Source organism: Streptomyces sp. NPDC091376, assembly GCF_044757085.1.
In the GTDB taxonomy this organism is placed as follows: domain Bacteria; phylum Actinomycetota; class Actinomycetes; order Streptomycetales; family Streptomycetaceae; genus Streptomyces; species Streptomyces pratisoli.
The window spans coordinates 402777-428094 of record NZ_JBIVUF010000002.1 but is presented as its reverse complement, the minus strand read 5'-3'; the positions used below and the strand labels follow the sequence as shown (position 1 = coordinate 428094).

24 protein-coding genes and 1 pseudogene are annotated in these 25318 nt (G+C 70.0%); 14 read left to right on the top strand and 11 right to left on the bottom strand.

Annotated features, from left to right (window positions below):
* The first annotated feature begins 29 nt into the window (after positions 1–29).
* The gene (locus tag ACIQMR_RS06265) at positions 30–1679 is read left to right on the top strand and encodes a protein kinase (RefSeq protein ID WP_401383508.1); all 1650 of its coding nucleotides are present in this window, start codon (positions 30–32) and stop codon (positions 1677–1679) included.
* A gap of 19 nt (positions 1680–1698) precedes the next feature.
* On the opposite strand, the gene ACIQMR_RS06260 is transcribed toward ACIQMR_RS06265, so the two are convergent.
* The 3 genes from ACIQMR_RS06260 to ACIQMR_RS06250 form a co-directional block, all read right to left on the bottom strand.
* Positions 1699–2739, bottom strand: a complete 1041-nt coding sequence (locus ACIQMR_RS06260; RefSeq protein WP_401383505.1) for a phosphotransferase — start codon at positions 2737–2739, stop codon at positions 1699–1701.
* Between the two features lie 15 nt (positions 2740–2754).
* Positions 2755–3189 carry a pyridoxamine 5'-phosphate oxidase family protein gene (locus ACIQMR_RS06255; RefSeq protein WP_401383502.1) on the bottom strand — a complete coding sequence of 145 codons (435 nt, stop codon included), beginning with the start codon at positions 3187–3189 and terminating at the stop codon, positions 2755–2757.
* 106 nt (positions 3190–3295) lie between these two features.
* Entirely contained in the window at positions 3296–3955 is a 660-nt protein-coding gene (locus tag ACIQMR_RS06250; RefSeq protein WP_401383499.1) for a response regulator, read from the bottom strand.
* 324 nt (positions 3956–4279) lie between these two features.
* Between ACIQMR_RS06250 and pdhA the strand changes: the two genes are divergently transcribed.
* The 3 genes from pdhA to ACIQMR_RS06235 are packed head-to-tail and all read left to right on the top strand — an operon-like array spanning position 4280 to position 7833.
* Positions 4280–5437, top strand: a complete 1158-nt coding sequence (gene pdhA, locus ACIQMR_RS06245) for a pyruvate dehydrogenase (acetyl-transferring) E1 component subunit alpha (RefSeq protein ID WP_401383496.1) — start codon at positions 4280–4282, stop codon at positions 5435–5437.
* A 3-nt stretch (positions 5438–5440) separates the two neighbouring features.
* Positions 5441–6421 (top strand): alpha-ketoacid dehydrogenase subunit beta, encoded by a 981-nt coding sequence (locus tag ACIQMR_RS06240; protein WP_266380511.1) that lies wholly within the window; start codon positions 5441–5443, stop codon positions 6419–6421.
* A gap of 29 nt (positions 6422–6450) precedes the next feature.
* Positions 6451–7833 (top strand): dihydrolipoamide acetyltransferase family protein, encoded by a 1383-nt coding sequence (locus ACIQMR_RS06235; protein ID WP_401384096.1) that lies wholly within the window; start codon positions 6451–6453, stop codon positions 7831–7833.
* A gap of 111 nt (positions 7834–7944) precedes the next feature.
* On the opposite strand, the gene ACIQMR_RS06230 is transcribed toward ACIQMR_RS06235, so the two are convergent.
* Positions 7945–8868: a D-alanyl-D-alanine carboxypeptidase family protein gene (locus ACIQMR_RS06230; RefSeq protein ID WP_401384094.1), complete on the bottom strand. Its 924-nt coding sequence runs from the start codon at positions 8866–8868 to the stop codon at positions 7945–7947.
* Between the two features lie 269 nt (positions 8869–9137).
* Between ACIQMR_RS06230 and ACIQMR_RS06225 the strand changes: the two genes are divergently transcribed.
* Positions 9138–9791 (top strand): GntR family transcriptional regulator, encoded by a 654-nt coding sequence (locus ACIQMR_RS06225; RefSeq protein ID WP_401383492.1) that lies wholly within the window; start codon positions 9138–9140, stop codon positions 9789–9791.
* Positions 9788–11092 (top strand): nitrate/nitrite transporter, encoded by a 1305-nt coding sequence (locus tag ACIQMR_RS06220; protein WP_401383489.1) that lies wholly within the window; start codon positions 9788–9790, stop codon positions 11090–11092. The genes ACIQMR_RS06225 and ACIQMR_RS06220 overlap by 4 nt, the downstream gene beginning before the upstream one ends.
* A gap of 131 nt (positions 11093–11223) precedes the next feature.
* Here the strand turns inward: ACIQMR_RS06220 and ACIQMR_RS06215 are convergent, their stop codons facing one another.
* Positions 11224–12048, bottom strand: coding sequence for a maleylpyruvate isomerase family mycothiol-dependent enzyme (locus ACIQMR_RS06215; RefSeq protein ID WP_401383486.1), 825 nt, complete (start codon positions 12046–12048; stop codon positions 11224–11226).
* Positions 12049–12214: 166 nt separating this feature from the next.
* Between ACIQMR_RS06215 and ACIQMR_RS06210 the strand changes: the two genes are divergently transcribed.
* Positions 12215–13009, top strand: a complete 795-nt coding sequence (locus ACIQMR_RS06210) for a carbon-nitrogen family hydrolase (protein ID WP_401383483.1) — start codon at positions 12215–12217, stop codon at positions 13007–13009.
* Between the two features lie 15 nt (positions 13010–13024).
* Here the strand turns inward: ACIQMR_RS06210 and ACIQMR_RS06205 are convergent, their stop codons facing one another.
* Entirely contained in the window at positions 13025–13567 is a 543-nt protein-coding gene (locus ACIQMR_RS06205) for a Uma2 family endonuclease (protein WP_401383481.1), read from the bottom strand.
* A gap of 123 nt (positions 13568–13690) precedes the next feature.
* On the opposite strand from ACIQMR_RS06205, the gene ACIQMR_RS06200 reads away from it, so the two are divergent.
* The 4 genes and pseudogenes from ACIQMR_RS06200 to ACIQMR_RS06185 all read left to right on the top strand — a co-directional run bounded on the left by ACIQMR_RS06200 (position 13691) and on the right by ACIQMR_RS06185 (position 16607).
* The gene (locus ACIQMR_RS06200) at positions 13691–13834 is read left to right on the top strand and encodes a hypothetical protein (protein WP_401384128.1); all 144 of its coding nucleotides are present in this window, start codon (positions 13691–13693) and stop codon (positions 13832–13834) included.
* Positions 13835–13876: 42 nt separating this feature from the next.
* Positions 13877–15424 carry a recombinase family protein gene (locus tag ACIQMR_RS06195; protein WP_401383479.1) on the top strand — a complete coding sequence of 516 codons (1548 nt, stop codon included), beginning with the start codon at positions 13877–13879 and terminating at the stop codon, positions 15422–15424.
* A 75-nt stretch (positions 15425–15499) separates the two neighbouring features.
* Positions 15500–16090 (top strand): annotated as a pseudogene (locus ACIQMR_RS06190) (DUF5753 domain-containing protein); the annotation flags it as partial.
* A 286-nt stretch (positions 16091–16376) separates the two neighbouring features.
* A complete protein-coding gene (locus tag ACIQMR_RS06185) occupies positions 16377–16607 on the top strand; it encodes a hypothetical protein (protein WP_401383477.1) in 231 nt (76 codons plus the stop codon).
* A 5-nt stretch (positions 16608–16612) separates the two neighbouring features.
* Here ACIQMR_RS06185 and ACIQMR_RS06180 read toward each other — a convergent pair whose 3' ends face one another.
* Positions 16613–17269 (bottom strand): hypothetical protein, encoded by a 657-nt coding sequence (locus ACIQMR_RS06180; RefSeq protein WP_401383475.1) that lies wholly within the window; start codon positions 17267–17269, stop codon positions 16613–16615.
* Between the two features lie 127 nt (positions 17270–17396).
* Between ACIQMR_RS06180 and ACIQMR_RS06175 the strand changes: the two genes are divergently transcribed.
* On the top strand, positions 17397–19205 hold the full coding sequence (locus tag ACIQMR_RS06175) for an NHL domain-containing thioredoxin family protein (protein ID WP_401383472.1): 1809 nt from the start codon (positions 17397–17399) through the stop codon (positions 19203–19205).
* A 112-nt stretch (positions 19206–19317) separates the two neighbouring features.
* On the opposite strand, the gene ACIQMR_RS06170 is transcribed toward ACIQMR_RS06175, so the two are convergent.
* The 4 genes from ACIQMR_RS06170 to ACIQMR_RS06155 form a co-directional block, all read right to left on the bottom strand.
* Positions 19318–19689 carry a hypothetical protein gene (locus tag ACIQMR_RS06170; protein WP_401383469.1) on the bottom strand — a complete coding sequence of 124 codons (372 nt, stop codon included), beginning with the start codon at positions 19687–19689 and terminating at the stop codon, positions 19318–19320.
* Positions 19690–19741: 52 nt separating this feature from the next.
* Positions 19742–19972, bottom strand: a complete 231-nt coding sequence (locus ACIQMR_RS06165) for a DUF6458 family protein (RefSeq protein WP_401384091.1) — start codon at positions 19970–19972, stop codon at positions 19742–19744.
* A 122-nt stretch (positions 19973–20094) separates the two neighbouring features.
* Positions 20095–21405, bottom strand: coding sequence for a M18 family aminopeptidase (locus tag ACIQMR_RS06160; RefSeq protein WP_401383468.1), 1311 nt, complete (start codon positions 21403–21405; stop codon positions 20095–20097).
* A 94-nt stretch (positions 21406–21499) separates the two neighbouring features.
* Positions 21500–23326 carry an acyl-CoA dehydrogenase gene (locus ACIQMR_RS06155; RefSeq protein WP_401384088.1) on the bottom strand — a complete coding sequence of 609 codons (1827 nt, stop codon included), beginning with the start codon at positions 23324–23326 and terminating at the stop codon, positions 21500–21502.
* Between the two features lie 300 nt (positions 23327–23626).
* Here ACIQMR_RS06155 and ACIQMR_RS06150 point away from each other — a divergent pair, with 300 nt between their 5' ends.
* Both ACIQMR_RS06150 and ACIQMR_RS06145 read left to right on the top strand, forming a co-directional pair.
* Positions 23627–24094 carry an SseB family protein gene (locus ACIQMR_RS06150; RefSeq protein ID WP_266380545.1) on the top strand — a complete coding sequence of 156 codons (468 nt, stop codon included), beginning with the start codon at positions 23627–23629 and terminating at the stop codon, positions 24092–24094.
* A 177-nt stretch (positions 24095–24271) separates the two neighbouring features.
* Positions 24272–25231 (top strand): pirin family protein, encoded by a 960-nt coding sequence (locus ACIQMR_RS06145; RefSeq protein ID WP_401383466.1) that lies wholly within the window; start codon positions 24272–24274, stop codon positions 25229–25231.
* Positions 25232–25318: the final 87 nt, after the last annotated feature.

Here is a 25318-nt window from a genome sequence, read left to right as displayed (position 1 = left end):
GGCGCGGCAAGACACGACGGCGAGGACTGATGGCACCCGAACCCGAAGCAAGTGGCGGCGGAGTATCGGATGCTGCGGACTCCTTTGGCGTCGGCGGGCTCGTCGGTGACGGTCGCTACCGGCTGACCCACCGCCTCGGCCGCGGCGGCATGGCCGAGGTGTTCGCGGCGGAGGACGTACGGCTCGGGCGCACCGTGGCCGTGAAGCTGCTCCGTGCCGATCTCGCCGAGGACCCGGTCTCCAAGGCGCGCTTCACGCGCGAGGCCCAGTCGGTCGCCGGCCTCAACCACCACGCCATCGTGGCCGTGTACGACTCCGGCGAGGACGTCGTGAACGGCCAGTCCGTGCCGTACATCGTGATGGAGCTGGTCGAGGGCCGCACCATCCGCGATCTGCTCATCAGCGCCGAGGCCCCGCCGCCCGAGCAGGCGCTCATCATCGTCTCCGGGGTGCTGGAAGCGCTCGCGTACTCGCACCAGCACGGCATCGTGCACCGCGACATCAAGCCCGCGAACGTCATCATCACCAACGGCGGTGCCGTGAAGGTGATGGACTTCGGCATCGCGCGCGCCCTGCACGGCGCGCAGTCGACGATGACGCAGACCGGCATGGTCATGGGCACGCCGCAGTACCTCTCCCCCGAGCAGGCGCTCGGCAAGGCCGTCGACCACCGCTCCGACCTGTATGCCACCGGCTGCCTGCTGTACGAACTGCTGGCGCTGCGTCCGCCGTTCACCGGCGAGACACCGTTGTCGGTCGTCTACCAGCACGTCCAGGACATGCCGGTGCCGCCGTCCGAGGCCTCGGACGTGGCCCCTCCGGAGCTGAACGGGCTGGCGATGCGCGCCCTCGCCAAGGACCCGGACGACCGGTTCCAGAGCGCCGAGGAGATGCGCGGGCTGGTGCAGTACGGGCTGCAGATGCTCCAGCAGGCGGGCAGCCACACCGGTACGTGGAACACCGGCCCGGTCGAGATGCACGAGGGCGGCCACACCCCGAGCCACGGAATGACCTCGACGACGGTCATGGGGCACCCGCAGCACGGCGAGACCTCGCAGGGCCCGATCCTGCCGCCGCCCAATCCGAACGACGGGGCGTACACCGTCGGGCACGGCGGGGCCAAGGGCGGCGGTGGCCGCGGCAAGGTGTGGCTGTTCGTCGCGCTCGCCGTGATCGCGATCGTCGCGGGTGTGGCCTTCGCCGTGGACCGGGCGAACAACGCCGGGACGAAGGAGAAGGACGACCCCGGCATCTCCAACACCCCGTCCGCGCCGGACGATTCGCCCTCGACGCCGTCGCAGAGCGAGGAGAGCGACCAGAGCGAGCAGCCGGACTCGTCGTCGGGCGGGAACCAGGATCCCTGGACGCCGTCGGACGACCCGGGGCACAACTCGCCGTCGGCGCCGTCGGACGACCCGACGGACGGTCCGACGGATCCGCCGTCGACGACGGAGGGGACGAGCGAGGGTACGACGGAGGGCAACACCGACGAGGGCACGACGACGGGCCAGGACGCGGGCACGACGACCGGTCAGGACGCCGGTACGACGACCGGTCAGGACGCGGGCACGACGACCGGTCAGGACGCGGGCACGACGACCGGTCAGGACGCCGGTACGACGACCGGTCAGGACTCGGGCGCGACCGTCGGCCAGGACGCCGGCGGCACCACCCCGTAGGCACGGATTCCGCCCCCGCTCACCCCGCGAACGCCTCGCACACCGCCTCGTACTCGCGCGTCCACCACACCGCCAGGGCCGACACCGCAGGAAACTGCGGGTCGGCCCTGCGGTCGTGCAGCTGGTAGCGCCAGCGCAGTATCCAGAAGTCGTTGAGCCGCTCCCACCACACCCGCTGCACCGCGGCCGCCAGCTCCGCGCAGTCCGCCCCCGCCGCCCGGCGGTAGGCGCGCGCGTAGGCCCGCACCTTCGCCAGCTCCAGCTTCCCGGCGGGCTGTACGAAGAAGATCGCCGCGGCCCGTACCGCCTCCTCGGCGCGGGGCTGCACGCCCAGCCGGTCCCAGTCGACGATCGCGGCCGGCTCCGCGCCCCGGTCGTCGCCGCGGTAGAGCACGTTCAGCGGGTGGAAGTCGCCGTGCACCCAGCCGCCGGCCTCGGCGGGCGGCGGACGGCGGTGCGCATGGCGTTCAAGCAGGGCCCGGCGCTCCAGCAGCCGGTGCTCGGCGAGGGCGTCGAAGCCGTCCCGGGGGCGCCGGCCGCGGGCGAGGTCCAGCAGTTCGTCGATGAGCGCGAAGGTCTCCTCGGGGTCGGCGCTCTCGTACGTGCGGGCCGCCCCGCCGCGCTCCGCCTCCCTGCCCATGACCTGCTCCAGGCCGGTGTGCACCAGGCCGAGCAGCGCGCCGAGCCGGCGGGACTCGGCGGTGGTCAGCTGGGCGCCGTCGCGGTGCCGGCCGTCCACCCAGGGGTGCAGGGCGTAGCAGCGGCCGCCGATGACGGCGACGGTGTCGCCGGTCGTGTCCTCGACGGGCGGGGCGACGGGGACGCCGAGGGACTGGAGCCGCTGGGTGGCGCGGTGCTGGCGGACGATGGTCTCGCGGTCGGCGGTCGGCGCGTCCAGATGGTGCTTGAGGAAGTAGTCGCCGCGGGTGGTGGCGAGCCGGTAGCCGCGGTTCAGGAGGCCCTGGGTGACGGGTTCGCAGGAGAGGGGTTCCCCGGCGTCCTCGTACCGGCGCAGCAGCGGACCGAGCGGGGGTGGGGCAATAACAGATGAGCGCGGCACTCGCCAGATGTTAGATCACCCAGCGTGTCGATGATGTCGCTCCTCGAAATAGTCGAGGGTGTGCACCGTGACGAACTGGGGCTTGATGCGCATATAGACCGGTTCGAAGGGCTCCCCGTCCACATGGTGCGGAGTGGGGCCGAAGCTCTCGATCTGGGCGTCGGTCGGCTGGATGAGTTCCGCGGTACCGGTGAACTGGACCGACCAGGGGACCGCCGCGCCGGAGTTGAGGTTGTCCGCCCCGTACGCCACCACGCTCCCGGCGCACGCCTGGTGGTAGCCGGGGCCGCCGTGCAGTCGCAGCAGGACGCAGCCGTCCGAGACGACATGGCGTGCGGGTGCCACCGTCAGGATCGCGCGCATGCTGGTCGCCAGTCGGCCGTACGGGACCCGGGTGAGCAGCTCGACGGCGCGGCGTTCCTCGTGGGAGCGGGGATCCTCGGGCGACATGCGTCCACTGTCCGCCGCCCGACCGCGGCCGGAACAGAGCCGCTCGCCCCCTTGCCGCGGGCCATTGGTCCCCTGTGCGGGACGTTGCGTCCCTTCTGTGCGGCCCTCAGTGCCGCTCGGCCTGCATCCTCGCCACGTACGCGGCTGCCTGCGAGCGCCGCTCCATCCCCAGCTTGGAGAGCAGGCTGGAGACGTAGTTCTTGATGGTCTTCTCGGCCAGGTGCAGCCGCTCGCCGATGACGCGGTTGGTGAGGCCCTCGCCGATCAGGTCGAGGATCTTGCGCTCCTGCTCGGTCAGCCGCGCCAGCTTGTCGTCGCCCTTCGGGTTGTTCCCGTCGCGCAGCCGCTCCAGGACGCGCGCGGTGGCGACCGGGTCGAGCAGGGACTTGCCCGCCGCCACGTCCCGTACCGCCGAGAGCAGCTCGGAGCCCCGGATCGCCTTCAGGACGTAGCCCGAGGCGCCTGCCATGATCGCGTCGAAGAGTGCCTCGTCATCCGCGTACGAGGTGAGCATCAGACATTTGACGTCCTCGTTGTTCGACCGCACCTCACGGCAGACCTCGACCCCGCTGCCGTCCGGGAGGCGTACGTCCAGCACCGCCACGTCGGGGCGGGCCGCGGGGATCCTGACCAGCGCGTCGGCGGCCGTGCCGGCCTCGCCGACGACCTCGATGTCGTCCTCCACGGAGAGCAGCTCGTACACGCCGCGCCTGACGACCTCGTGGTCGTCAACCAGAAATACCGTGATTTTTCCATCTTCACGCACGGGGTAAGTCTCACATACTCACTCTTCCAATGCCCGGGGTGCCCGGGATAACGTGCCGGTGTTCCGGCAGCCTGCAAGGCTGTGACCAGTGGTTGTTCCCGAATTTCTCGATTTACTTGGAAATCCAAGCAAAATCGCAGGTCAAATGGGGTTTCGCAGTAATGCTCCCCACTGGGTAACGTGCCTTTGGCAGGCCGCTCGCCGGGGCACCTGTCACGCCTGTTCCCGGCCGAGCCGCACCCACCCCGTGCACCGTACGGATACAGGCGAGCCGCACTGGACCCCGGCGGACCCCGGGGGCCGGACAGACGGAGGAGCACGCACGTGACCGTGGAGAGCACTGCCGCGCGCAAACCGCGCCGCAGCAGTAAGCGCGTCAGCGCAGCGAAGAAGCCAGCCAGTTCCGAGCCCCAGCTCGTACAGCTGCTGACGCCGGAGGGTGAGCGGGTCGAGCACCCGGACTACGACATCGACCTCAGCCCCGAAGAGATCCGCGGGCTCTACCGGGACATGGTCCTCACCCGTCGTTTCGACGCCGAGGCCACCGCTCTCCAGCGGCAGGGCGAGCTGGGCCTGTGGGCCTCGCTGCTCGGCCAGGAGGCCGCCCAGATCGGCTCCGGCCGCGCGCTGCGCGACGACGACTACGTCTTCCCGACCTACCGCGAGCACGGCGTCGCCTGGTGCCGCGGGGTCGACCCGACGAACCTGCTGGGCATGTTCCGCGGCGTGAACCACGGCGGCTGGGACCCCAACAGCAACAACTTCCACCTGTACACCATCGTGATCGGTTCGCAGACGCTGCACGCGACCGGCTACGCGATGGGAGTGGCCAAGGACGGCGCCGACTCCGCGGTCATCGCGTACTTCGGTGACGGTGCCTCCAGCCAGGGAGACGTCGCCGAGTCCTTCACCTTCTCCGCGGTCTACAACGCCCCGGTCGTCTTCTTCTGCCAGAACAACCAGTGGGCGATCTCCGAGCCCACCGAGCGCCAGACCCGGGTGCCGCTCTACCAGCGCGCCCAGGGCTTCGGCTTCCCCGGCGTCCGGGTCGACGGCAACGACGTGCTCGCCTGCCTCGCCGTGACCCGCTCCGCGCTGGAGCGCGCCCGCCGCGGTGAGGGCCCGACCCTGGTCGAGGCCTTCACGTACCGGATGGGTGCCCACACCACCTCCGACGACCCCACCAAGTACCGGCACGACGACGAGCGGCAGGCCTGGGAGGCCAAGGACCCGATCCTGCGTCTGCGCACGTACCTGGAGAACCAGGGCCTCGCCGACGAGGCGTTCTTCGCGGAGCTCGACGAGGAGAGCGACGTGCTCGCGAAGCGCGTCCGCGAGGCCGTCCGTGCCATGCCCGACCCGGACCACATGGCGATCTTCGACAACGTCTACGCCGACGGGCACGCCCTCGTCGACGAGGAGCGCGCGCAGTTCGCCGCGTACCAGGCGTCGTTCGCCGACGCTTCCGAGGAGGGCAAGTAAGCCATGGCCGTAGAGAAGATGTCGCTCGCCAAGGCGCTCAACGAGTCGCTGCGCAAGGCCCTCGACACCGACCCCAAGGTCCTCATCATGGGTGAGGACGTCGGCAAGCTCGGCGGGGTCTTCCGCATCACCGACGGGCTCCAGAAGGACTTCGGCGAGGAGCGGGTCATCGACACCCCGCTCGCCGAGTCCGGCATCGTCGGCACCGCGATCGGTCTCGCGCTGCGCGGCTACCGCCCGGTCGTCGAGATCCAGTTCGACGGTTTCGTCTTCCCCGCGTACGACCAGATCGTCACGCAGCTCGCCAAGATGCACGCCCGTGCGCTCGGCAAGATCAAGCTGCCCGTCGTCGTCCGTATCCCGTACGGCGGCGGCATCGGCGCGGTCGAGCACCACTCCGAGTCGCCCGAGGCCCTCTTCGCGCACGTCGCGGGCCTCAAGGTGGTCTCCCCGTCGAACGCGTCCGACGGCTACTGGATGCTGCAGCAGGCCATCCAGAGCGACGACCCGGTGATCTTCTTCGAGCCGAAGCGCCGCTACTGGGACAAGGGCGAGGTCGACATCGAGTCCATCCCGGACCCGCTGCACGCCGCCCGTGTCGCCCGCACCGGCACGGACCTCACGCTCGCCGCCTACGGGCCGATGGTGAAGGTCTGCCTGGAGGCCGCCGCGGCCGCCCAGGAGGAGGGCAAGTCGGTCGAGGTCCTGGACCTGCGCTCGATGTCCCCGATCGACTTCGACGCCGTCCAGCGGTCGGTGGAGAAGACCCGCCGGCTCGTCGTCGTCCACGAGGCCCCCGTCTTCTACGGCTCCGGAGCGGAGATCGCCGCCCGCATCACGGAGCGGTGCTTCTACCACCTCGAGGCCCCGGTGCTGAGGGTCGGCGGCTTCCACGCCCCGTACCCGCCGGCGCGGCTGGAGGAGGAGTACCTTCCGGGACTTGACCGGGTGCTCGACGCCGTCGACCGCTCGCTGGCGTACTGAGGAGAACTGCTGTGATCCGTGAGTTCAAGATGCCAGACGTGGGCGAGGGTCTCACCGAGGCCGAAATCCTCAAGTGGTACGTCCAGCCCGGCGACACCGTGACCGACGGACAGGTCGTGTGCGAGGTCGAGACGGCGAAGGCGGCCGTGGAGCTGCCGATTCCGTACGACGGCGTCGTGCACGAGCTGCGCTTCGACGAGGGCACGACGGTGGACGTCGGCACCGCGATCATCGCCGTCGACGTGGCGCCGGGACCGGGCGAGGAGCCGCCGCCGGCGGCGACCGAGCCCACGCTCGCCGCCGCCGAGCCGGAGGCCGAGGCCAAGCCCGCGGGCCGCCAGCCGGTGCTCGTCGGCTACGGCGTGGCCGAGTCCTCCACCAAGCGCCGTCCCCGCAAGGGCGGCTCGGTGCCGGAGCAGGCCCAGGCCGCGCAGGTCCAGGCCGCCGTACAGGCCGAGCTGAACGGACACGGGACCGCGGCGCCCGAGGCCCCCACGGCTCCCACCGCACGGCCGCTCGCCAAGCCGCCGGTGCGCAAGCTGGCCAAGGACCTCGGCGTGGACCTCGCCATGGTCGTGCCCAGCGGGCCCGACGGGATCATCACCCGCGAGGACGTCCACGCGGCGGTGGCTCCGGCCGCGGTCCCCGCTCCCGTACAGGCTCCCGAGCCCGTGGCGGCGGCGGTGGCGGCGCCCGCCCCGGTGACCGGCGCCCGCGAGACCCGCGTCCCGATCAAGGGTGTCCGGAAGGCCACCGCTCAGGCGATGATCGGATCGGCCTTCACCGCGCCGCACGTCACCGAGTTCGTCACGGTCGACGTCACGCGCACGATGCGGCTGGTCGAGGAGCTGAAGTCCGACAAGGACATGGCCGGGCGGCGGGTGAACCCCCTGCTGCTCGTCGCCAAGGCCCTGCTCGTCGCGATCAGGCGGAACCCGGAGGTCAACGCCGCCTGGGACGAGGCGAACCAGGAGATCGTGCTCAAGCACTACGTCAACCTGGGCATCGCCGCCGCCACTCCGCGCGGTCTGATCGTGCCGAACATCAAGGACGCGCACGACAAGACCCTGCCGCAGCTCGCCGAGGCCCTCGGCGAGCTGGTGGCCACGGCCCGTGAGGGGAAGACGACGCCCGCGGCCATGCAGGGCGGCACGGTCACCATCACCAACGTCGGCGTCTTCGGCGTCGACACCGGTACGCCGATCCTCAACCCCGGCGAGTCGGCGATCCTCGCCGTCGGCGCGATCAAGCTCCAGCCGTGGGTCCACAAGGGCAAGGTCAAGCCCCGTCAGGTCACCACCCTGGCGCTGTCCTTCGACCACCGACTGGTCGACGGAGAGCTCGGCTCCAAGGTCCTGGCGGACGTCGCCGCGATCCTGGAGCAGCCGAAGAGGCTCATCACCTGGGCCTAGGCCGGACACGGCGGCCCCCAGGGGCTGCCGCACCGCCGGACGAGGACACGAGAAAGGTCCCGGGACGCCGCCGCGTCCCGGGACCTTTCCCGTCTGCGAGAGGTGCGGTGATCAGTCCCGCTGGGCGCCGGCCGGGAGCGAACGCAGCTCCATCGTGCGGGCGGTGGTGGAGGCGAAGCCGAAGTCGAGCAGCTTCGCCGCGTCCGTGAAGCGCGCGTCCCCGCTGGACGACGCCAGGAGGACGCCGGTGTACGTCTTGCCGTTGCGGGTCGCCGCGAAGACGAGGCAGGGGCCGGCCGACGTGCCGGTGCCGGTCTTCACACCGATGGCACCGTTGTAGGAGCCCAGCAGCTTGTTGGTGTTGTACCAGGTGTAGGTGCGGGTGCCGCCGGTGCTGGTCGTCGCGGGCGCCTTGTACGACGTCGGCTTGACGACCTCGCGGAAGACGGAGCTGCTCATCGCGTGGCGGGCGAGCTTCGCCAGGTCCCACGGGGTGGTGTAGTTGTTCCCCGTCGTCGAGATGCCGTCGAACGAGTCGAACTTGGTGTTGACCAGCCCGAGCTGCTTGGCCTTCGTGTTCATCTTGCCGATGAAGGACTTCGTGCGGGCCGCGGTCGTGGTGCCGGTGCCGAAGGTGTCGGCGAGGGCGTACGCGGCGTCGCAGCCGGACGGCAGCATCAGGCCGGACAGCAGCTGGCGGACGGTCAGCTTGTCACCGGTGCGCAGGTCCGCGGTGCTCGCGCCGTTCCTGGTGACGTAGTCCCGGTACACCTGCTTGACGGTGACCTTCTTGTTGAGGTCCACGCCGGGCTGGGTGAGGACCGTGATGGCCGTCACCAGCTTCGTCGTGCTCGCCATCTGGCGGCGCGTGTTGTTGGCCTTGCCGTATATCGGCTTGGCGTCCGCCTGGTCGAGCAGGAACCCGCCCTTGGCGGTGATGGACGGGATCGGCGTGGCCGCCTGTGCGGGGGCGGCCAGGGGCGAGGCCGTCAGCAGCAGACCACCCGCGAGAGCGACGGTGGCGGCGCGGCGCAAGCCCTTGCGGCTGTTATTCAAAGGAAACGCTCCGAATGATCGCGAATGCGTCGAAAGCCATGGCTTTCAGAGTCGATTGAGGCCACTGAGAAAGAAGGGTCCCGACACCAGACCTGCGAGTGAGGTGAATGGTTGTACGGGTGTCGTACGTATCCCACCGACCCCTCCGGTGCCCAATCGGGCCGGCGCCGGGCCGGTGCCGGGCCGACGGCGTCCTGAATGGTGGACGGCGCCTCCTGATGCACCCCTGTTGTATCTATGCTGTGCGCATGCCCGCCGCTCCCGTGAAACAGCCCCCTGCCGCCGACCGTGTCTACGCCCACATCAAGCAGGCCGTGCTCGACCGGCGCTACGAGGGCGGCACCCTCCTCACCGAGGGCGAACTCGCCGAGGCCGTCGGCGTCTCCCGGACGCCCGTGCGCGAGGCGCTCCTGAAGCTGGAGATGGAAGGGCTCCTCAAGCTCTATCCGAAGAAGGGCGCGCTCGTCCTCGCCGTCTCCGCGCAGGAGATCGCCGATGTCGTCGAAACCCGCCTGCTGGTCGAGGAGTTCGCCGTCCGCCGGGCCGTACCCGCACCGCCCCGGCTGATCGTGCGCCTGGAGGAGCTGCTGGAGGAGCAGAGGCGGCGCGCCGAGTCCGGCGACCTCGCCGAGGTCGCCATCACCGACCGCAGCTTCCACGCGGAGATCGTCCGCCACGCCGGCAACGAGATCCTCTCCCGCCTCTACGACCAGCTGCGCGACCGCCAGCTGCGGATGGGCGTCGCCGTGATGCACTCGCACCCCGACCGGATCGCCAAGAACGTCACGGAGCACGCCGAGATCCTGGAAGCCATCAGGGACGGCGACACCGAGCGGGCCGCGGCCTGTGTGCGCCGGCACCTGAGCTGGGTCAAGGTGCTGGTCCGGGGTGAGGAGCGATGAGCTCGCCGTCCGTCTCACTGCCCGGTGATCCTCCGGGCGGCCGCCGGGCCTTCCTCGTCTGGGGCATCGGCGTCGCCGTCTACTTCGTCGCCGTCATCTTCCGTACCTCCCTGGGGGTCGCCGGGCTCGACGCCGCCGACCGCTTCGACGTCAACGCCTCCGCGCTCTCGACGTTCTCCATACTCCAGCTGCTCGTCTACGCGGGCATGCAGATACCCGTCGGCCTGATGGTCGACCGGCTCGGCACCAAGAAGGTCCTCACCCTCGGAGTCGTCCTGTTCACCGCGGGACAGCTCGGCTTCGCGCTCTCGCCCTCGTACGGCATGGCCCTCGCGTCGCGTGCACTGCTCGGCTGCGGCGACGCGATGACCTTCATCAGCGTGCTGCGGCTCGGCTCACGCTGGTTCCCGGCCCGGCGCGGGCCGTTCATCGCCCAGATCGCCGCGCTCTTCGGCATGGCGGGCAACCTCGTGTCGACGATCTTCATCTCCCGGCTGCTGCACGGCGTCGGCTGGACCGCGACGTTCGCCGGCAGCGCGGCGGCCGGAGTCCTCGTCCTGGTGCTGCTCGTGCTCTTCCTCAAGGACCATCCCGAGGGCCATGAACCGGCGCCCGCCGAGCACGCCGGAGCCGCTTACGTCCGCCGGCAGATCGCCCGGTCCTGGCGCGAGCCCGGCACCCGGCTCGGTATGTGGGTGCACTTCACCACCCAGTTCCCGGCCATGGTGTTCCTGCTGCTGTGGGGCCTGCCGTTCCTCGTCGAGGCCCAGGGGCTGTCCCGGGAGACCGCGGGCGGGCTGCTCACCCTCGTGGTGGTGTCCAACATGATGGTGGGCCTCGTCTACGGGCAGGTCATCGCCCGGCACCATGCCGCGCGGGCGCCGCTCGCCCTCGGCACGGTCGCGGCGACGGCCACCGTATGGGGCACCACCCTGGTGTACCCGGGCGACCAGGCCCCCATGTGGCTGCTGATCACGCTGTGCGCCGTCCTCGGCGCCTGCGGCCCGGCCTCGATGATCGGCTTCGACTTCGCACGGCCGGCCAATCCGCCGGAGCGTCAGGGGACGGCGTCCGGCATCGTGAACATGGGCGGCTTCGTCGCCTCCATGACCACGCTGCTGGCGGTGGGCGTGCTGCTGGACGCGACAGGCGACAACTACCGGATCGCGTTCTCCTGCGTCTTCGTCCTGGAGGCGCTGGGCGTCGTCCAGATCCTGCGGCTGCGCTCGCGCACGGCGCGGCTGGAGCGCGAGCGGCTGGTGGCGAGCCGCGTGGAGGCGGTGCACGTCCCGGCGGCGTGAGGTACGCGGGCGCCCGAACGGCCCCGTCGCGTCCGGCACGCCCGTCGCGTCCGGCACGCACGGCGCCATCGCGTGACCATGGCGACGGTGCACACCGCGCGACCCACGCGTGCGGCGCACACCGCCCCGCGCTACGGCGTGACCGTGAACGACTTCAGGATCGCCGCCGCCAGGTCCGCGTCGCCCTCGACCTTGATCCGGCCGGCGACGGCCGCGGGCCTCACCCGGCCGGCCGCGAGACGCACGTACGTCTCCCAGTCCAGCGCCAGCGTCGCAGCCGGGCCCAACGAGGGCGCGCCGTCTATCGAGCCGCGTCCGTCGGCGTCCACCCGGACCGTCCGCAGGAACTCCACCGGACCGTGCACATCGAAGACGACGGCCGAACCGGGGGGCGCGCCCGCGTCCTTGGCGACGACCTTCGGCAGGATCGCGAGGAAGTTGTCACGGGTGACGAGAGCTCCGGGGGAGTCGAGGTTGCCCGGCTTGTCGAGCGCGACGCGGAGGTCCTGCTCGTGCAGCCAGACGTCGAACGCGCGCATCCGATAGGCCAGTTCCAGCGTCTGCTCGGCGCCGAGCGGGGCACGGACCTTGGTGTCGGGTGTACGGCTCTCGTTCCGCAGCTGCCGGTTCCGCCGGATGATCGTGTACTCGAGCTCGGAGGTCATCTCCGGCGCCGTGTGGTGGCGGCGCACATCGACCTGCATCTCCATGTAGCGCGAGAACTCATCGCGCACGTGGTAGAGATCGCGCGGCAGCGTATGGATCGGCCGGGGGTCACCGAGCATCTCGCACTCCATGCCGATGACGTGCGACACGATGTCGCGCACCGACCACCCGGGGCACGGCGTTGCTCGGTTCCACTCTCCCTCGGCGAGTGGCTGCACCAGCTCGGCTATCGCTTCGATGGAGTGGGTCCAGGCGTCGGCGTAGGTCTGGAGACTGGGATGGACGGTCACGGAACCCCTCGGCGGTTGTGCGCGGGCTGGGAGCTGGGCAGCTGCCGGGGGTCCTGGGGGTGACCCCCGGGAGAGAACAGTACGCTGCCCTTGGGCACCCCGGCAGTGCTTTCGTGTGACGATCGTAGGCCCGTGTTGACGGCTCGAATGCCAGGACGGTGGTAGTGTGCGCGCCTCACTCATCCAGATCGCAGTAGACCGGGACGAATCCATCGATTCCCGTCGGCAGCGAGTGGCTGCTCTCGTACGCGAACAGCGCGGCGCCGACCTGGTCGTCCTTCCCGAACTGTGGCCCGTCGGAGCCTTCGCGTACGAGTCGTTCGAGGCGGAGGCCGAACCGCTGGACGGCCCCACGCACGACGCCATGGCCAAGGCCGCGAGCGACGCGGGCGTCTGGCTGCACGCGGGCTCCGTCGTCGAGCGCGGCCACGAGGGCCGCCTCTACAACACCTCGCTCGTCTACTCCCCCGACGGACGCCTCGTCAGCGTCTACCGGAAGATCCACCGCTTCGGCTTCGACAAGGGCGAGGCGGTGATGATGGCCGCCGGCGAGGACCTGGTGACGGTACGGCTTCCCGGCACTACGCTGGGCCTCGCCACCTGCTACGACCTGCGCTTCCCCGAACTCTTCCGCGGGCTGGTCGACGCCGGTGCGGAAGCCCTCGTCGTTCCCGCGGGCTGGCCGGAGCGCCGCCGCGCGCACTGGACCCTGCTGGCCCGGGCCCGCGCGGTCGAGAACCAGGCGTACGTCCTCGCCTGCGGCACCGCCGGCACCCACGCGGGCGTCGAGCAGGCGGGCCACAGCATCGTCGTCGACCCCTGGGGCGAGGTCCTCGCGGAGGCGGGCGCGGCGGAGGAGATCCTCACGGTCGACCTCGACCCGGCGAAGCCGGCCCTGACGCGCGAGCAGTTCCCGGCCCTCAAGGACCGCCGCCTGGGACTCGCGCCGCCGCTTCGCTGACTCCGCTCCGGTGCCTCAGAGGCCGCTGGTGTCGAGGTCGAGGTCGAACGGGGCCGGGAGGTGCAGCGAGGTCCCGAACGGATGCGGGCCGTCGACGTGGGTGTAGCCGAGACGGCTGGGCTCGGCGAAGAGGGTGATGCTCTGCTCGACGCGGTCGACCAGGAGGTAAAGGGGTGCCCCGTACTCGGCGTACCGCTTGCGCTTGATGACGCGGTCGGTCTCGGCGTCGGACTCCGAGGAGACCTCGACGATCAGGATCGTCTCGGCGGGCTGAAGAGCGTGTCCGCCCTTGGCGATCTGCTTGGGTACCACTGCGATGTCCGGCACGTACCAGTTCGGTGAGCTGGGGAGATCAAGATTGCCGGACCCTGTGACGTATCCCGGTTCCTTGGCCCGGGGCTTGATCTGGTCCCGGATTTCCTCAGTCGCGTTCTCGTGATCCCAGGTCGGTGTCACGGAGTCGATGATCTCGGCGCGGTCGCCCCTGATTCGCTGGATGGCGTATTTCAAGGCGCGCTCAGGATCGATGCCCTCCGAATGCTCGGGCGCGGTGGCCATCGGGAGCACTCCCTTCCTTCGACGTCTGTGCTCACGGCCCCACAGCACCGCTCACCCGTCGTCGCGCTGGGGAGCGGGCTCACCCGGGAGTGTGATCGCCATCCCGGATGGCAAGCTTGAAGCATGAACGATGCCGCCCCCGCGCCCCGCCGCCGTGCCCGTGTCCGTGCCCCCGAGCTGATCGGCAAAGGTGGCTGGCTGAACACGGGCGGCAAGGAGCTGACTCTCGCCTGCCTTCGGGGACGGATCGTCGTGCTCGACTTCTGAAAATCGACAACGAACCACCGAACTACTCGCCACGCTGAGTGTGTGCACCAAGACACGATCTGTGACCTGTATCTCCGCCTGTCTCTTGACCGGGACGGCAAGACCGCAATTGAACGGCAGGAAGCCGACTGCCGTGCCTGGGCCGAACGCAGCGGACTGACCGTCCGCAAGGTCCACATAGACAGAGGGCGCTCCGGCTACAAGACCGTTGAGCGCAAGGGCTTCGACGCCGCGCTGGCGGCCGTCACAGCGGGCGTCGTGGGCACGCTGATCGTCTGGAAACTGGACCGCCTGTCCCGCAAGGGCATCGGCCAGGTCGGCAAGGTGCTGGACGACATCGAGAAGGCCGGCGGCCGTCTCGTCTCGGTCGTGGACGGTCTCGACACCTCGAACGACTCGGCGCGCATGGTCGTGGCGATGCTCGCCGAACTCGCCCGGTCCGAGTCGAAGAATCTCGGCACACGCGTCGGCCATGCCAAGCGCTACCTACGCAGCAAGGGCCAGTGGATCGGCGGACAGCCTCCGTACGGGCTACTCATCGACCCGCAGACCAAGAAGCTCGTCCACGACCCGGAGCACGCCGTCTACGCCCGGCTGATCGCGGATGAAGCGCTCGCCGGAACGTCGTTGGTCAAGATCGCCCGACTCCTCAACGAGTACGAGATCCTCTCGCCCAGGGGCGGGCAGTGGAACGCGGCCAGCATCATGCAGCTCTTGCGCTCTCCTGCGCTCGCCGGCTTGATGCCGGAGACCGAGACCGTCGAGACGGACGACGGCGAGCGGAAGTACACGGGCAGGGTCTTCCCGTACCGCGATCCCGAGACTCTGGACACCGTCGAGATCGGCGAGGGGATCATCACGGTCGGAGAGCGTGAACAGATCATCCGCACCCTGGAATCCAGGACGTTCGTGCACGCAGGAAAGCGGCGGCCGAAGCCCGAGGGGACGGCGCTGCTCACGGGACTCGTCTACTGCGCGGTTCCTGGCTGCGGTCGCCGGATGCACCGTGTGGGCGGCAGCTATCAGTGCATGGCTCGCCGCGCGGGCAACCAGTGCATCGGAGCGTCGGCGCTGGCTGAAGCGGTTGACCAGTACGTGACGGAACAGTTCCTCACGAAGCTCCCAGCGCTTGAACCGGACGACCCGTTGCTTGTCGCGATCGCGGACCGCTGGGTGCACCGCGTGGACCCGGAGACCTTCGCGAAACGTGATGCGCTTACTGCTGAGATCCAGGATGAGGAAGCCCGCCTCGCCGATCTGGAGGACGCGCGGTACGTGCGCGGTGAGTTCAGTGGCCCCGCAGCAGTGGAGCGCTACAACCGGCTTGCAGAGCGCCTGAGGGGGCGCATCGAAGGGCTTGGTACTGATCTTCGTAAGCTCCCCATGCCTTCCGTGGACGTGTCACCGATGCTTGACGGCCTCATCCTGCGTGAGGCGTGGGCTGAGGCGACGAACGAAGATCGGCGCGGCCGCTTGTCACTCGCCATAGACCGGGTTGAAGTGACCAAGGGAGTGCGCGGACAGCGGATCATCCCTGAGCAACGCATCAAGATCCATTGGGCGAAGCTGGGAATCGACAGCGCCGCCTGAGGACCGGGGGTAACCCCTCCAGCTTTCTGCAGCGGACACGCGTGACGAAGTGACGAAGTGACGCTCTCGCGCGGTTACCTCTTATGGCGACGCATGGAGCGCGCCGGGCTCAGGCACGCACAGGAAGCCCGTCTGCCGCTCTTCGAGCGAACCCGCCGGTTCCGCGCCTACTCCTCGTGGTTCGTTCCGGGGCTGATCCAGACCTACGGCTACACGGAAGCCGTTTTGCGTGCGGTTCAGCGGAGACGGGTCGAGGTCGATGACGTGGCCGATGCCGTCGCCGTGCGCATGGAACGTCAGCGCGTCCTCTACGAGGGCGACCGCCGGTTCGCGTTCCTGGTCGAGGAGTCGGTCTTGCGTAACGGTCTCGGCGGGCCGGACGTGCAGGAGGAACAGCTCAGCCACCTCCTCACGGTCGGCTCCCTGCCCAGCGTCAGCCTGGGCGTGGTGCCCACGCGGACCGACCGGTCCCGGATGCCGGTGGAAGGCTGCTGGATCTTCGACAGGGGACAGGTCAACGTGGAGTTGATCTCCGGCTACCTCACGTTGACCCAACCGAGCGAGGTTGCCGCATACGCGGACACCTTCACCGAACTGGCCGACATGGCCGTCCATGGGGCGAAGGCCCGCGCGCTGATCACCAGCGCCATTCAGACGCTCAGGTGATGACCGTGCAACCTCATGCAATCTCCTGGTAGTTGCAGCTCCGCCATTCCTAGCGTGGTCGATACACGGACGACGCGAGGAGCGGGGCCGTGAAGACGATCACGTACGCGCAACCCTCGGTAGAGAAGCCGTTGCGAACAGACCCGGACCCCGTACCGGCGGACGGCTGCGGGGTATGCGCTGCCCTGGCCGTACAGCGCCGGGAAGCCCGTCGTCGGGGCGACCATTCCACGGCCAGTGATTGCAACGTGGAGCTTCGGAACCACCCGCACCCCGGGGGAGCGGCATGACCGTGAGAGCTGTGCTCCGGTACGTCAGCTACGTCATGCACCGCCACCCCTCGGCGGAGACGACGGCCACGGCGCGGTGCCTGAACCCGGACTGCCGGTGGACTGCCGCGCCGACCGGGAACGCGGACGTGTGCACCGACATGTGCATCCAGCACACCGGTCGGACGGGCCACATGGCCTTCCTGCGGGAGTTCTCGGAAGTCGCCGTGGTCGAGCGTCTCAAGTGAGGGTGTCAGTCGCCGACCTGGTGTTCCACGCGGTGGCGGATGTACTCGTCCGGATGAGACCGGGCTGTCGCGACCGCCGCGTCCACCAAGTCGTGCAGCTCCGGCGGGTAGACGGATTTCCGGAGCGACAGCCCCGGCAGGATGCAGCGCCGGACGTCCACGTGCTCGTTGCTCACGAACTCGCGCAGAGCGGCCTCGTTCCACTCGGCGACCACGGCCGAGCCGTCATCGGTATCCGCCTGGCCGGTGGCTCGGCCGTTCTTCGCCCGCACGACAGGCATCCGCAGGGGTAGAGCTGACCAGTACCAAGCCCGCGCGGCGCCCGCCCGCTCAAGGTCTGTGCCCGTTCGCAGGTACCCGAGCAGCGCGATCTGGACGCGCCTGTGCCCGAACGCGTTCAGGGCCGGCTCGACGAACCAGCGGTTGAAGCTCAGGTCGGGCTCGTGGACGGCAGCCCTGAGCAGTACGTCGAGGGACTCATCGGAAAGGACGATGCCCCGTCGGCAGGCGTCACGAATCGCCGCCCGTACGACGTGTCCCCAGGTCCAAAGGTCTTCGCGCTCCACCTCAAGAGGGACATCGAGTCCCAGGCTGCGGACCACGTTCTCCAGGCACGTCTCGTAGACGTCCTCCCGGCGCTCCGTGCGCCGCGGCAGCGCCATGAACCCGTGCACCGGCTCCGCTAGCCCCCCTGCATCCGTTCCGTGCCCGTCAGTAGCCATCCCGCCCCCTGGAGCCATGCCGTACGCGTGTGATCCGACCTTCATATCAGGATGGCAAGCTTGAAGGATGAACGATGCTGCCTCGGCGCCCACCCCCGCCCCCGCGCCCCGCCGCCGTGCCCGTGTCCGTGCCCCCGAGCTGATCGGCAAGGGTGGCTGGCTGAACACCGGAGGCAAAGAGCTCACCCTCGCTGACCTGCGAGGTAAGTGCGTTGTCGTAGATTTCTGGACGTTTTGTTGCATTAATTGTCTGCACGTCCTGGACGAGCTGCGGGAGCTGGAGGAGAAGCACCGCGACACGATGGTGATCATCGGTGTCCACTCGCCGAAGTTCGTGCACGAGGCCGAGCACCGGGCCGTCGTCGACGCCGTCGAGCGGTACGAGGTGCACCACCCCGTCCTCGACGACCCCGAGCTCGCCACGTGGAAGCAGTACGCGGTACGGGCCTGGCCGACGCTCGTGGTGATCGACCCCGAGGGGTACGTCGTGGCGCAGCACGCGGGGGAGGGACACGCGCACGCCATCGGGCGGCTCGTGGCGGAGCTGGAGGCCGAGCACGAGGCGAAGGGGACGCTGCGGCGCGGGGACGGGCCGTACGTACCGCCGGAGCCGGTCGCGACGGATCTGCGCTTCCCCGGGAAGGCGCTGCGGCTGCCGTCCGGGCACTTCCTGGTCTCGGACTCGACCCGGCACCAGCTGGTCGAGCTGGCGGCCGACGGCGAGAGCGTCGTGCGGCGGGTCGGTGACGGGGAGTTCCGGGAGCCGCAGGGGCTCGCGCTGCTGCCGGACGGACGGGTGATCGTCGCCGACACCGTCAACCACGCGCTGCGTACGTACGATCCGGCGACCGGCGCGGTCGAGCGGGTCGCCGGGACCGGGCGGCAGTGGTGGCAGGGGTCGCCGGCGTCGGGGCCCGCGCTGGAGGTGGATCTGTCGTCGCCGTGGGATGTGGCCTGGTGGCAGGGCAGGGTCTGGATCGCGATGGCCGGGGTCCACCAGCTGTGGACGTACGACCCGGAGAGCGGGACGGTCGAGGTGGCCGCCGGGACGACCAACGAGGGGCTCGTCGACGGGCCGGCCGCTGAGGCGTGGTTCGCGCAGCCGTCCGGGCTCGCCGCCACCGAGGACCGGCTGTGGATCGCCGACTCGGAGACGTCCGCGCTGCGCTGGATCGACACGGACGGCGTCGTCCACAGCGCTGTCGGCACGGGTCTGTTCGACTTCGGGCACCGGGACGGGGACGCCGGACAGGCCCTGCTCCAGCACCCGTTGGGCGTGACCGCGCTGCCGGACGGCTCGGTGGCCGTGTCCGACACGTACAACCACGCGCTGCGTCGCTACGACCCGGCGACGGGTCAGGTGACGACCCTCGCCACGGATCTGCGCGAGCCGTCCGACGCCGTGCTGGACGGGGACGAGATCGTCGTCGTCGAGTCGGCCCGGCACCGGCTCACCCGGCTGCGGCTGCCCGAGGAGGCGGTACGGGTCGAGGCCGTCGCGCACCGTACGCAGCGCGCCGCGACCGAGGTGGCGCCCGGGACGCTGCGGCTCGACGTGATCTTCCAGGCTCCCGTGGGGCAGAAGCTCGACACCCGCTACGGGCCTTCGACCCGGCTGCTCGTCTCCTCGACGCCGCCGGAGCTGCTGGCGGGCGGTGAGGGCGCGGGTACGGATCTGTTCCGCGAGCTGGAGCTCGACCCGGCGGTGACGGAGGGCGTGCTGCACGTCTCGGCGATGGCCGCGTCGTGCGACGACGATCCTGCGAACGAGTACCCGGCCTGCCATGTGCACCAGCAGGACTGGGGTGTTCCGGTCCGGGTGACGGAAGGCGGGTCGGCGAGGCTGCCGTTGGTGCTCGCGGGCATGGACGGGTAGGTGCGGGGAGGCGTTCGGCCGAGGGCGACCGGGTGCCGGGCCCACCGGGCGGTGCCGGGCCTTGCCGGGCCCACGGGGCGGTGCCGGGCCCACCTGGCGCAGGACACCGGCGTCAGTGGAACAGTCCCTGCTTCGCCGACTGGTGTCCCGTCGCGCCGTCGAGGCAACCGGCCACCCACAACCCCTTGTTGTGGGTGGCCCTGCGGCCGCCGAATCCCTCGGCCAGCATCCGCGCGCAGCCGCCGCTCAGCAGTTCCTTCGTCCGCTCCCCCGACACGTCGGCCTGCCGGATGCGTGTGGCGAGCAGGTATCCGCCCTCGTAGGCGATGTCGTCGCCCCAGGGCGGACGGTCGTTGTACTGCCTGACGAGTACGGCGGTGAGCGCGCCGGCCAGTACCACGATCGCGGCGAGCGTGACGGTCAACTTCCTGCGTGACGGGCCCCGATGACGTACGAGACCCGTCTGCTGTCCCAGCAGAACCATGCCGGACACGGTGTCAGGCGGGGGGTTTCGCGGATGTTGCCGTCGGCCGTGGTCAGTGGCGGTGTCCGGGCGTGCCCCCCTCGTCCACGTACGTCGGCGCGACCGGCGGGACGACCGCGCGCCGCCGCCTGGCGATGCTCGTGAAGGTGGCGACGCCGATGACGCCCACCGCCATCATGATCAGCCCGACCAGGTCGAGGTTGACGCTCTCGGTCTGCCAGTCGGTCGCGAAGGTGAGAATGGCTCCCGCGCCGATCAGCAGAATGCAGCCTCCCAGGCCCATGATGTCCGCCTCCTGAAAGCAGTTGGCTTCTCCGGGTACCCCGGTCCGGAACAGCCATGCCACGACGGCGGGTTCACCTCGGGGCGCACCCCCGGGGAGCACCCCTTCGGGCTCCCCCGGGTTCATCCCTCCAGGAAGGCCACCAGCGCGTTGGCCAGCAGATACGGGTCCTTCGCGCCGCACAGCTCGCGGGCGCTGTGCATCGACAGGATGGCCACGCCGATGTCGACGGTCCGGATCCCGTGCCGGGCGGCGGTGATCGGGCCGATCGTCGTCCCGCACGGCATCGCGTTGTTGGAGACGAACGTCTGCCACTCCACCCCGGCACGCTCGCACGCGGCGGCGAACACGGCCCGGCCGCTGCCGTCCGTCGCGTACCGCTGGTTCACGTTGACCTTCAGGATGGGGCCGCCGCCCGCGCGAGGGTGGTGCGTCGGGTCGTGCCGCTCGGCGTAGTTGGGGTGGACGGCGTGCCCGGTGTCGGACGAGAGACAGATCGTGCCCGCGAAGGCGCGCGCCCGGTCCTCGTACGTACCGCCGCGCGCGAACACCGAGCGCTCCAGCACCGATCCGAGCAGCGGGCCGTCGGCGCCGGTGTCCGCCTGGGAGCCGTTCTCCTCGTGGTCGAAGGCGGCGAGGACCGGGATGTACGGCAGGTCCGCCCGGCGGGACACGGCGGCGAGCGCGGCCGTTCCCGCGTGCACGGACAGCAGGTTGTCCATCCGCGGCCCGGCCACGAGTTCGCGGTCGCGCCCGAGGAACGCGGGCGCCTCCAGCGCGTGGGTCATCAGGTCCCAGCCGGTGACGTCCCCGGCGGTCAGGCCGGTTTCCTCCTCCAGGAAGGAGATCAGGTCGCGCTCGCCGACGGTGTTGCCGAGGCCCCAGATGGGCTGCATGTGCTTCTGCTTGTCGAGCTGCAGCCCCTTCTCGTAGATCGAGCGGTCCATGTGGATGGCCAGCTGGGGAACGCGCAGCAGCGGGCGGTCGATGTTGACCAGCCGGGTCGTGCCGTCCCGCAGGGAGAGCCGGCCGGCCAGGCCCAGGTCGCGGTCGAGCCAGGAGTTGAGCAGCGGCCCGCCGTAGATCTCGACGGCCACCTGGCGCCAGCCGTGCGCGCCCATGTCGGGCTGAGGCTTCACCCGCAGGTTCGGCGAGTCCGTGTGTGCGCCGACGATCCGGAAGGGTGTGTGTGGCGTCGCGCCCTCCGGCACGTACCAGGCGATGATCGCGCCGCCCCGCAGCACGTACTTTCCGCCGGTTCCGCCGTCCCAGGCGTCGGTCTCCGCGACCTGCCGGAAGCCGGCCTTCTCCAGGCGCTCGGCGGCGTTCGCCACGGCGTGGTACGGCGACGGGCTGGCCGCCAGGAAGGACATCAGGTCCTCGGTGTGTGCGCGGTCGAAGCGGTCGACGCGGGAGGGTGCGCTGCTGCTCATGGTGTTCACCTTAACGACGGCCGGGGGCCCGCTCCCAGGAAGGGAAGCGGGCCCCCGGACCGAGCGCTGCTCGGGTGCGGACCTGACGGCGGTTCTAGAACGCCGCCTCGTCCAGCTCCATGAGCTCGTTGTCGACACCCTCGGCGATCTCGCGGGCGAGCGAGACGCCCGGCAGGACGTTGGCGGCGAAGAACTTCGCGGCCGCGATCTTGCCCTGGTAGAAGGCCTTGTCCTTGGCCGAGGCGGTCTCCAGTGCCTCGGCGGCCACGGCCGCGCCGCGCAGCAGCAGGTAGCCGACGACGACGTCGCCGGAGGCCATCAGCAGGCGGGTGGTGTTGAGGCCGACCTTGTAGATGTTCTTGACGTCCTCGCCGGTGGCGGTGAGGTCGGTCAGCATGCGGCCGACGATCGCCTCCAGGTCGACGGCGGCCTTGGCGAGCGCGTCACGGGCGCCGGCCAGCTCGTCGCCGCCGGTGCCGACGGCGAGGAACTTCTTGATCTCCTCGGCCAGCAGGTTCAGCGAGGCGCCCTGGTCGCGGACGATCTTCCGGAAGAAGAAGTCCTGGCCCTGGATCGCGGTCGTGCCCTCGTAGAGGGTGTCGATCTTGGCGTCGCGGATGTACTGCTCGATCGGGTACTCCTGCAGGTACCCGGAGCCGCCGAAGGTCTGCAGCGACTGGGCGAGCTGCTCGTAAGCCTTCTCGGAGCCGTAGCCCTTCACGATCGGCAGCAGCAGGTCGTTCAGGCCGTGCAGGGTCTTGGCGTCCTCGCCCGAGGCCTCCTTGACCGCGATCTCGTCCTGCACCGCGGCGGTGTAGAGGACGAGGGTCCGCATGCCCTCCGCGTACGCCTTCTGCGTCATGAGCGAGCGGCGCACGTCGGGGTGGTGGGTGATGGTGACCTTGGGCGCGGACTTGTCCATGAACTGCGACAGGTCCGAGCCCTGGACGCGCTCCTTGGCGTACTCCAGCGCGTTCAGGTAGCCCGTCGACAGGGTGGAGATCGCCTTCGTGCCGACCATCATCCGGGCGAACTCGATGATCATGAACATCTGGCGGATGCCGTCGTGCTTGTCGCCGATCAGCCAGCCCTTGGCGGGGTGCTGGTCGCCGAAGGTCATCTCGCAGGTGTTGGAGGCCTTGAGGCCCATCTTGTGCTCGACGTTCGTCGCGTAGACGCCGTTGCGCTCGCCGAGCTCGCCGGTCTCCCAGTCGAAGTGGAACTTCGGCACGAGGAAGAGGGACAGGCCCTTGGTGCCGGGGCCGTGGCCCTCGGGGCGGGCCAGCACGTAGTGGAAGATGTTCTCCGACATGTCGTGCTCACCGGACGTGATGAAGCGCTTCACGCCCTCGATGTGCCAGGAGCCGTCCTCCTGCTGCACGGCCTTGGTGCGGCCGGCGCCCACGTCCGAGCCGGCGTCCGGCTCGGTGAGGACCATGGTGGAGCCCCACTGCTTCTCGACGGCGATCTGCGCGACCTTCTTCTGCGCCTCGTTGCCCTCGGTGAAGAGGATCCCGGCGAAGGCGGGACCCGAGGAGTACATCCATATCGCGGGGTTGGAGCCCAGCAGCAGCTCGGCGTAGGCCCAGATCAGGGAGCGGGGCGAGGTGGTGCCGCCGATCTCCTCGGGGAGGCCGAGGCGCCAGTACTCCGAGTCCATGAAGGCCTGGTAGCTCTTCTTGAAGGACGCCGGGACCGGCGCGGTGTTGGTCTCGGGGTCGAACACCGGCGGGTTGCGGTCGGCGTCCTCGAAGGACTCGGCGAGGTCGTTCTCCGCGAGGCGGGCGATCTCGTCGAGGATGCTCTTGGCGGTCTCGACGTCCATCTCCGCGAACGGGCCGGTGCCGTACAGCTTGTCGCGCCCGAGGACCTCGAAGAGGTTGAACTCGATGTCGCGGAGATTCGACTTGTAGTGCCCCATGGCGACGGCTCCGTAAGGATCGGGGAGGCAGGGTTCCTCGTACATCTACCAGCAAGTAGCTACGATGATGCTACCCGCCGGTAATAAGAAGCAACCCCTATGGGGCATCTGTGACGCGCCCCGCACATGACGGTGCGTCCGACCCCACGACGGGGCGCCAACCTAGCCGACCCGGCGGGCGCGCTCCAGGGAGTTGACGAGGCAGTGCTCACGCGGTGGCGGGTCCGGGCCCGCGAGCCGTGACCGGCGGGTGCGCTCGGGATCGATGGCGCCCCGCTTCACCCAGTAGGCTCAGGGCTCATGTACGGCTACGACCAGAACCCTGGCGCTCAGCAGCACTACGGCGGTCCGCCGCAGCAGCCGATGCCCGGTGCGGGCTACGGTGAGCAGCCGCTGTACCCCGAGCCGTCTCCCCCGTCGCTCGCCGACGCGGTGCGGGCCTTCACGACGGGGTCGCTGTCCGCGGAGGACTTCCAGCAGATCTTCGCGACGTCGAAGGTGTACTGCCCGCGGGGCGACAACCCCGGGTTCCTGGCGCTGCACAACACCCAGCAGCCCGTGATCCCGATGTTCAGCTCGCTCAAGGAGCTGCGGCGGTACGCGGGCAAGGAGTCGAAGTACTTCGTGATCACGGGCGCGGAGGTGATCGACCTGCTGCCGACCGGGTACGGCTTCGTCCTCGACATGGAGGGCGAGCACCGGATGGTCTTCGACGCGAAGGCCGTGGAGCAGATGGTCGACTTCGCGATGCGGCGCATGTACGGCTGATCGCACGCCGTGGATCGCGGTGGGCCGCCGCGCCCGCGCCGCGAACCGCGGGTACCAGGCACCAGGCACCAGGCACCAGGCACCGACGCCCGGGGGAATTCCTCCCGGGCGTTTCCCGTTACGGGTGGCAGAAAGTTCAGCTTTCAACTAAACTTGGATGCACCAAGGAGGTCCCCCATGCCTGCAGTGACCGTTGAGAACCCGCTGACCCTGCCGCGCGTCACCGCGCCCGCCGATGCCCAGCCGCGTCCCGTGCTCGCCGTGACCACGGCGCCCACCGGGTTCGAGGGGGAGGGCTTCCCGGTGCGTCGCGCCTTCGCCGGGATCAACTACAAGTACCTCGACCCGTTCATCATGATGGACCAGATGGGCGAGGTGGACTACGCGCCGGGCGAGCCCAAGGGCACGCCCTGGCACCCGCACCGCGGCTTCGAGACCGTCACGTACTTGATCGACGGAAGCTTCGTCCACCAGGACAGCAACGGCGGCGGTGGCACCATCCAGAACGGCGACACCCAGTGGATGACCGCCGGGTCCGGACTCCTGCACATCGAGGCCCCGCCGGAGCAGCTCGTCATGTCGGGCGGGCTCTTCCACGGGCTCCAGCTCTGGGTCAACCTCCCGGCGGCGGACAAGATGATGGACCCCCGCTACCAGGACATCCGCGGCGGTCAGGTGCAGCTGCTGACCTCCCCGGACGGCGGCGCGCTGCTGCGGGTGATCGCGGGCGAGCTCGACGGGCACGAGGGGCCCGGCATCACCCACACCCCGATCACGATGATCCACGCGACGCTGCGGCCGGGTGCCGAGATCACGCTGCCGTGGCGCGAGGACTTCAACGGCCTCGCGTACGTCCTCGCCGGGAGCGGCGGCGTCGGCACCGACCGGCGTCCCGTCCACATGGGCCAGACCGCGGTGTTCGGCGACGGCGGCGCGCTGACCGTCCGCGCGGACGACAAGCAGGACGGCGGCGGCACCGGTGACCTGGAGGTCGTGCTGCTGGGCGGCCGGCCCATCAGGGAGCCGATGGCGCACTACGGACCGTTCGTCATGAACACCCGTGAGGAGCTGCAGCAGGCCTTCGAGGACTTCCAGAAGGGGCGTCTGGGCACGGTCCCCGCCGTGCACGGGATGTGACCTGGAGGGCGGCCCGCCCGTGGCCGGGCCGGCCGCCCTCGCTGACGGTATGTCACCCGTCCGGCCCGGACGGGCAGGACGACCGGG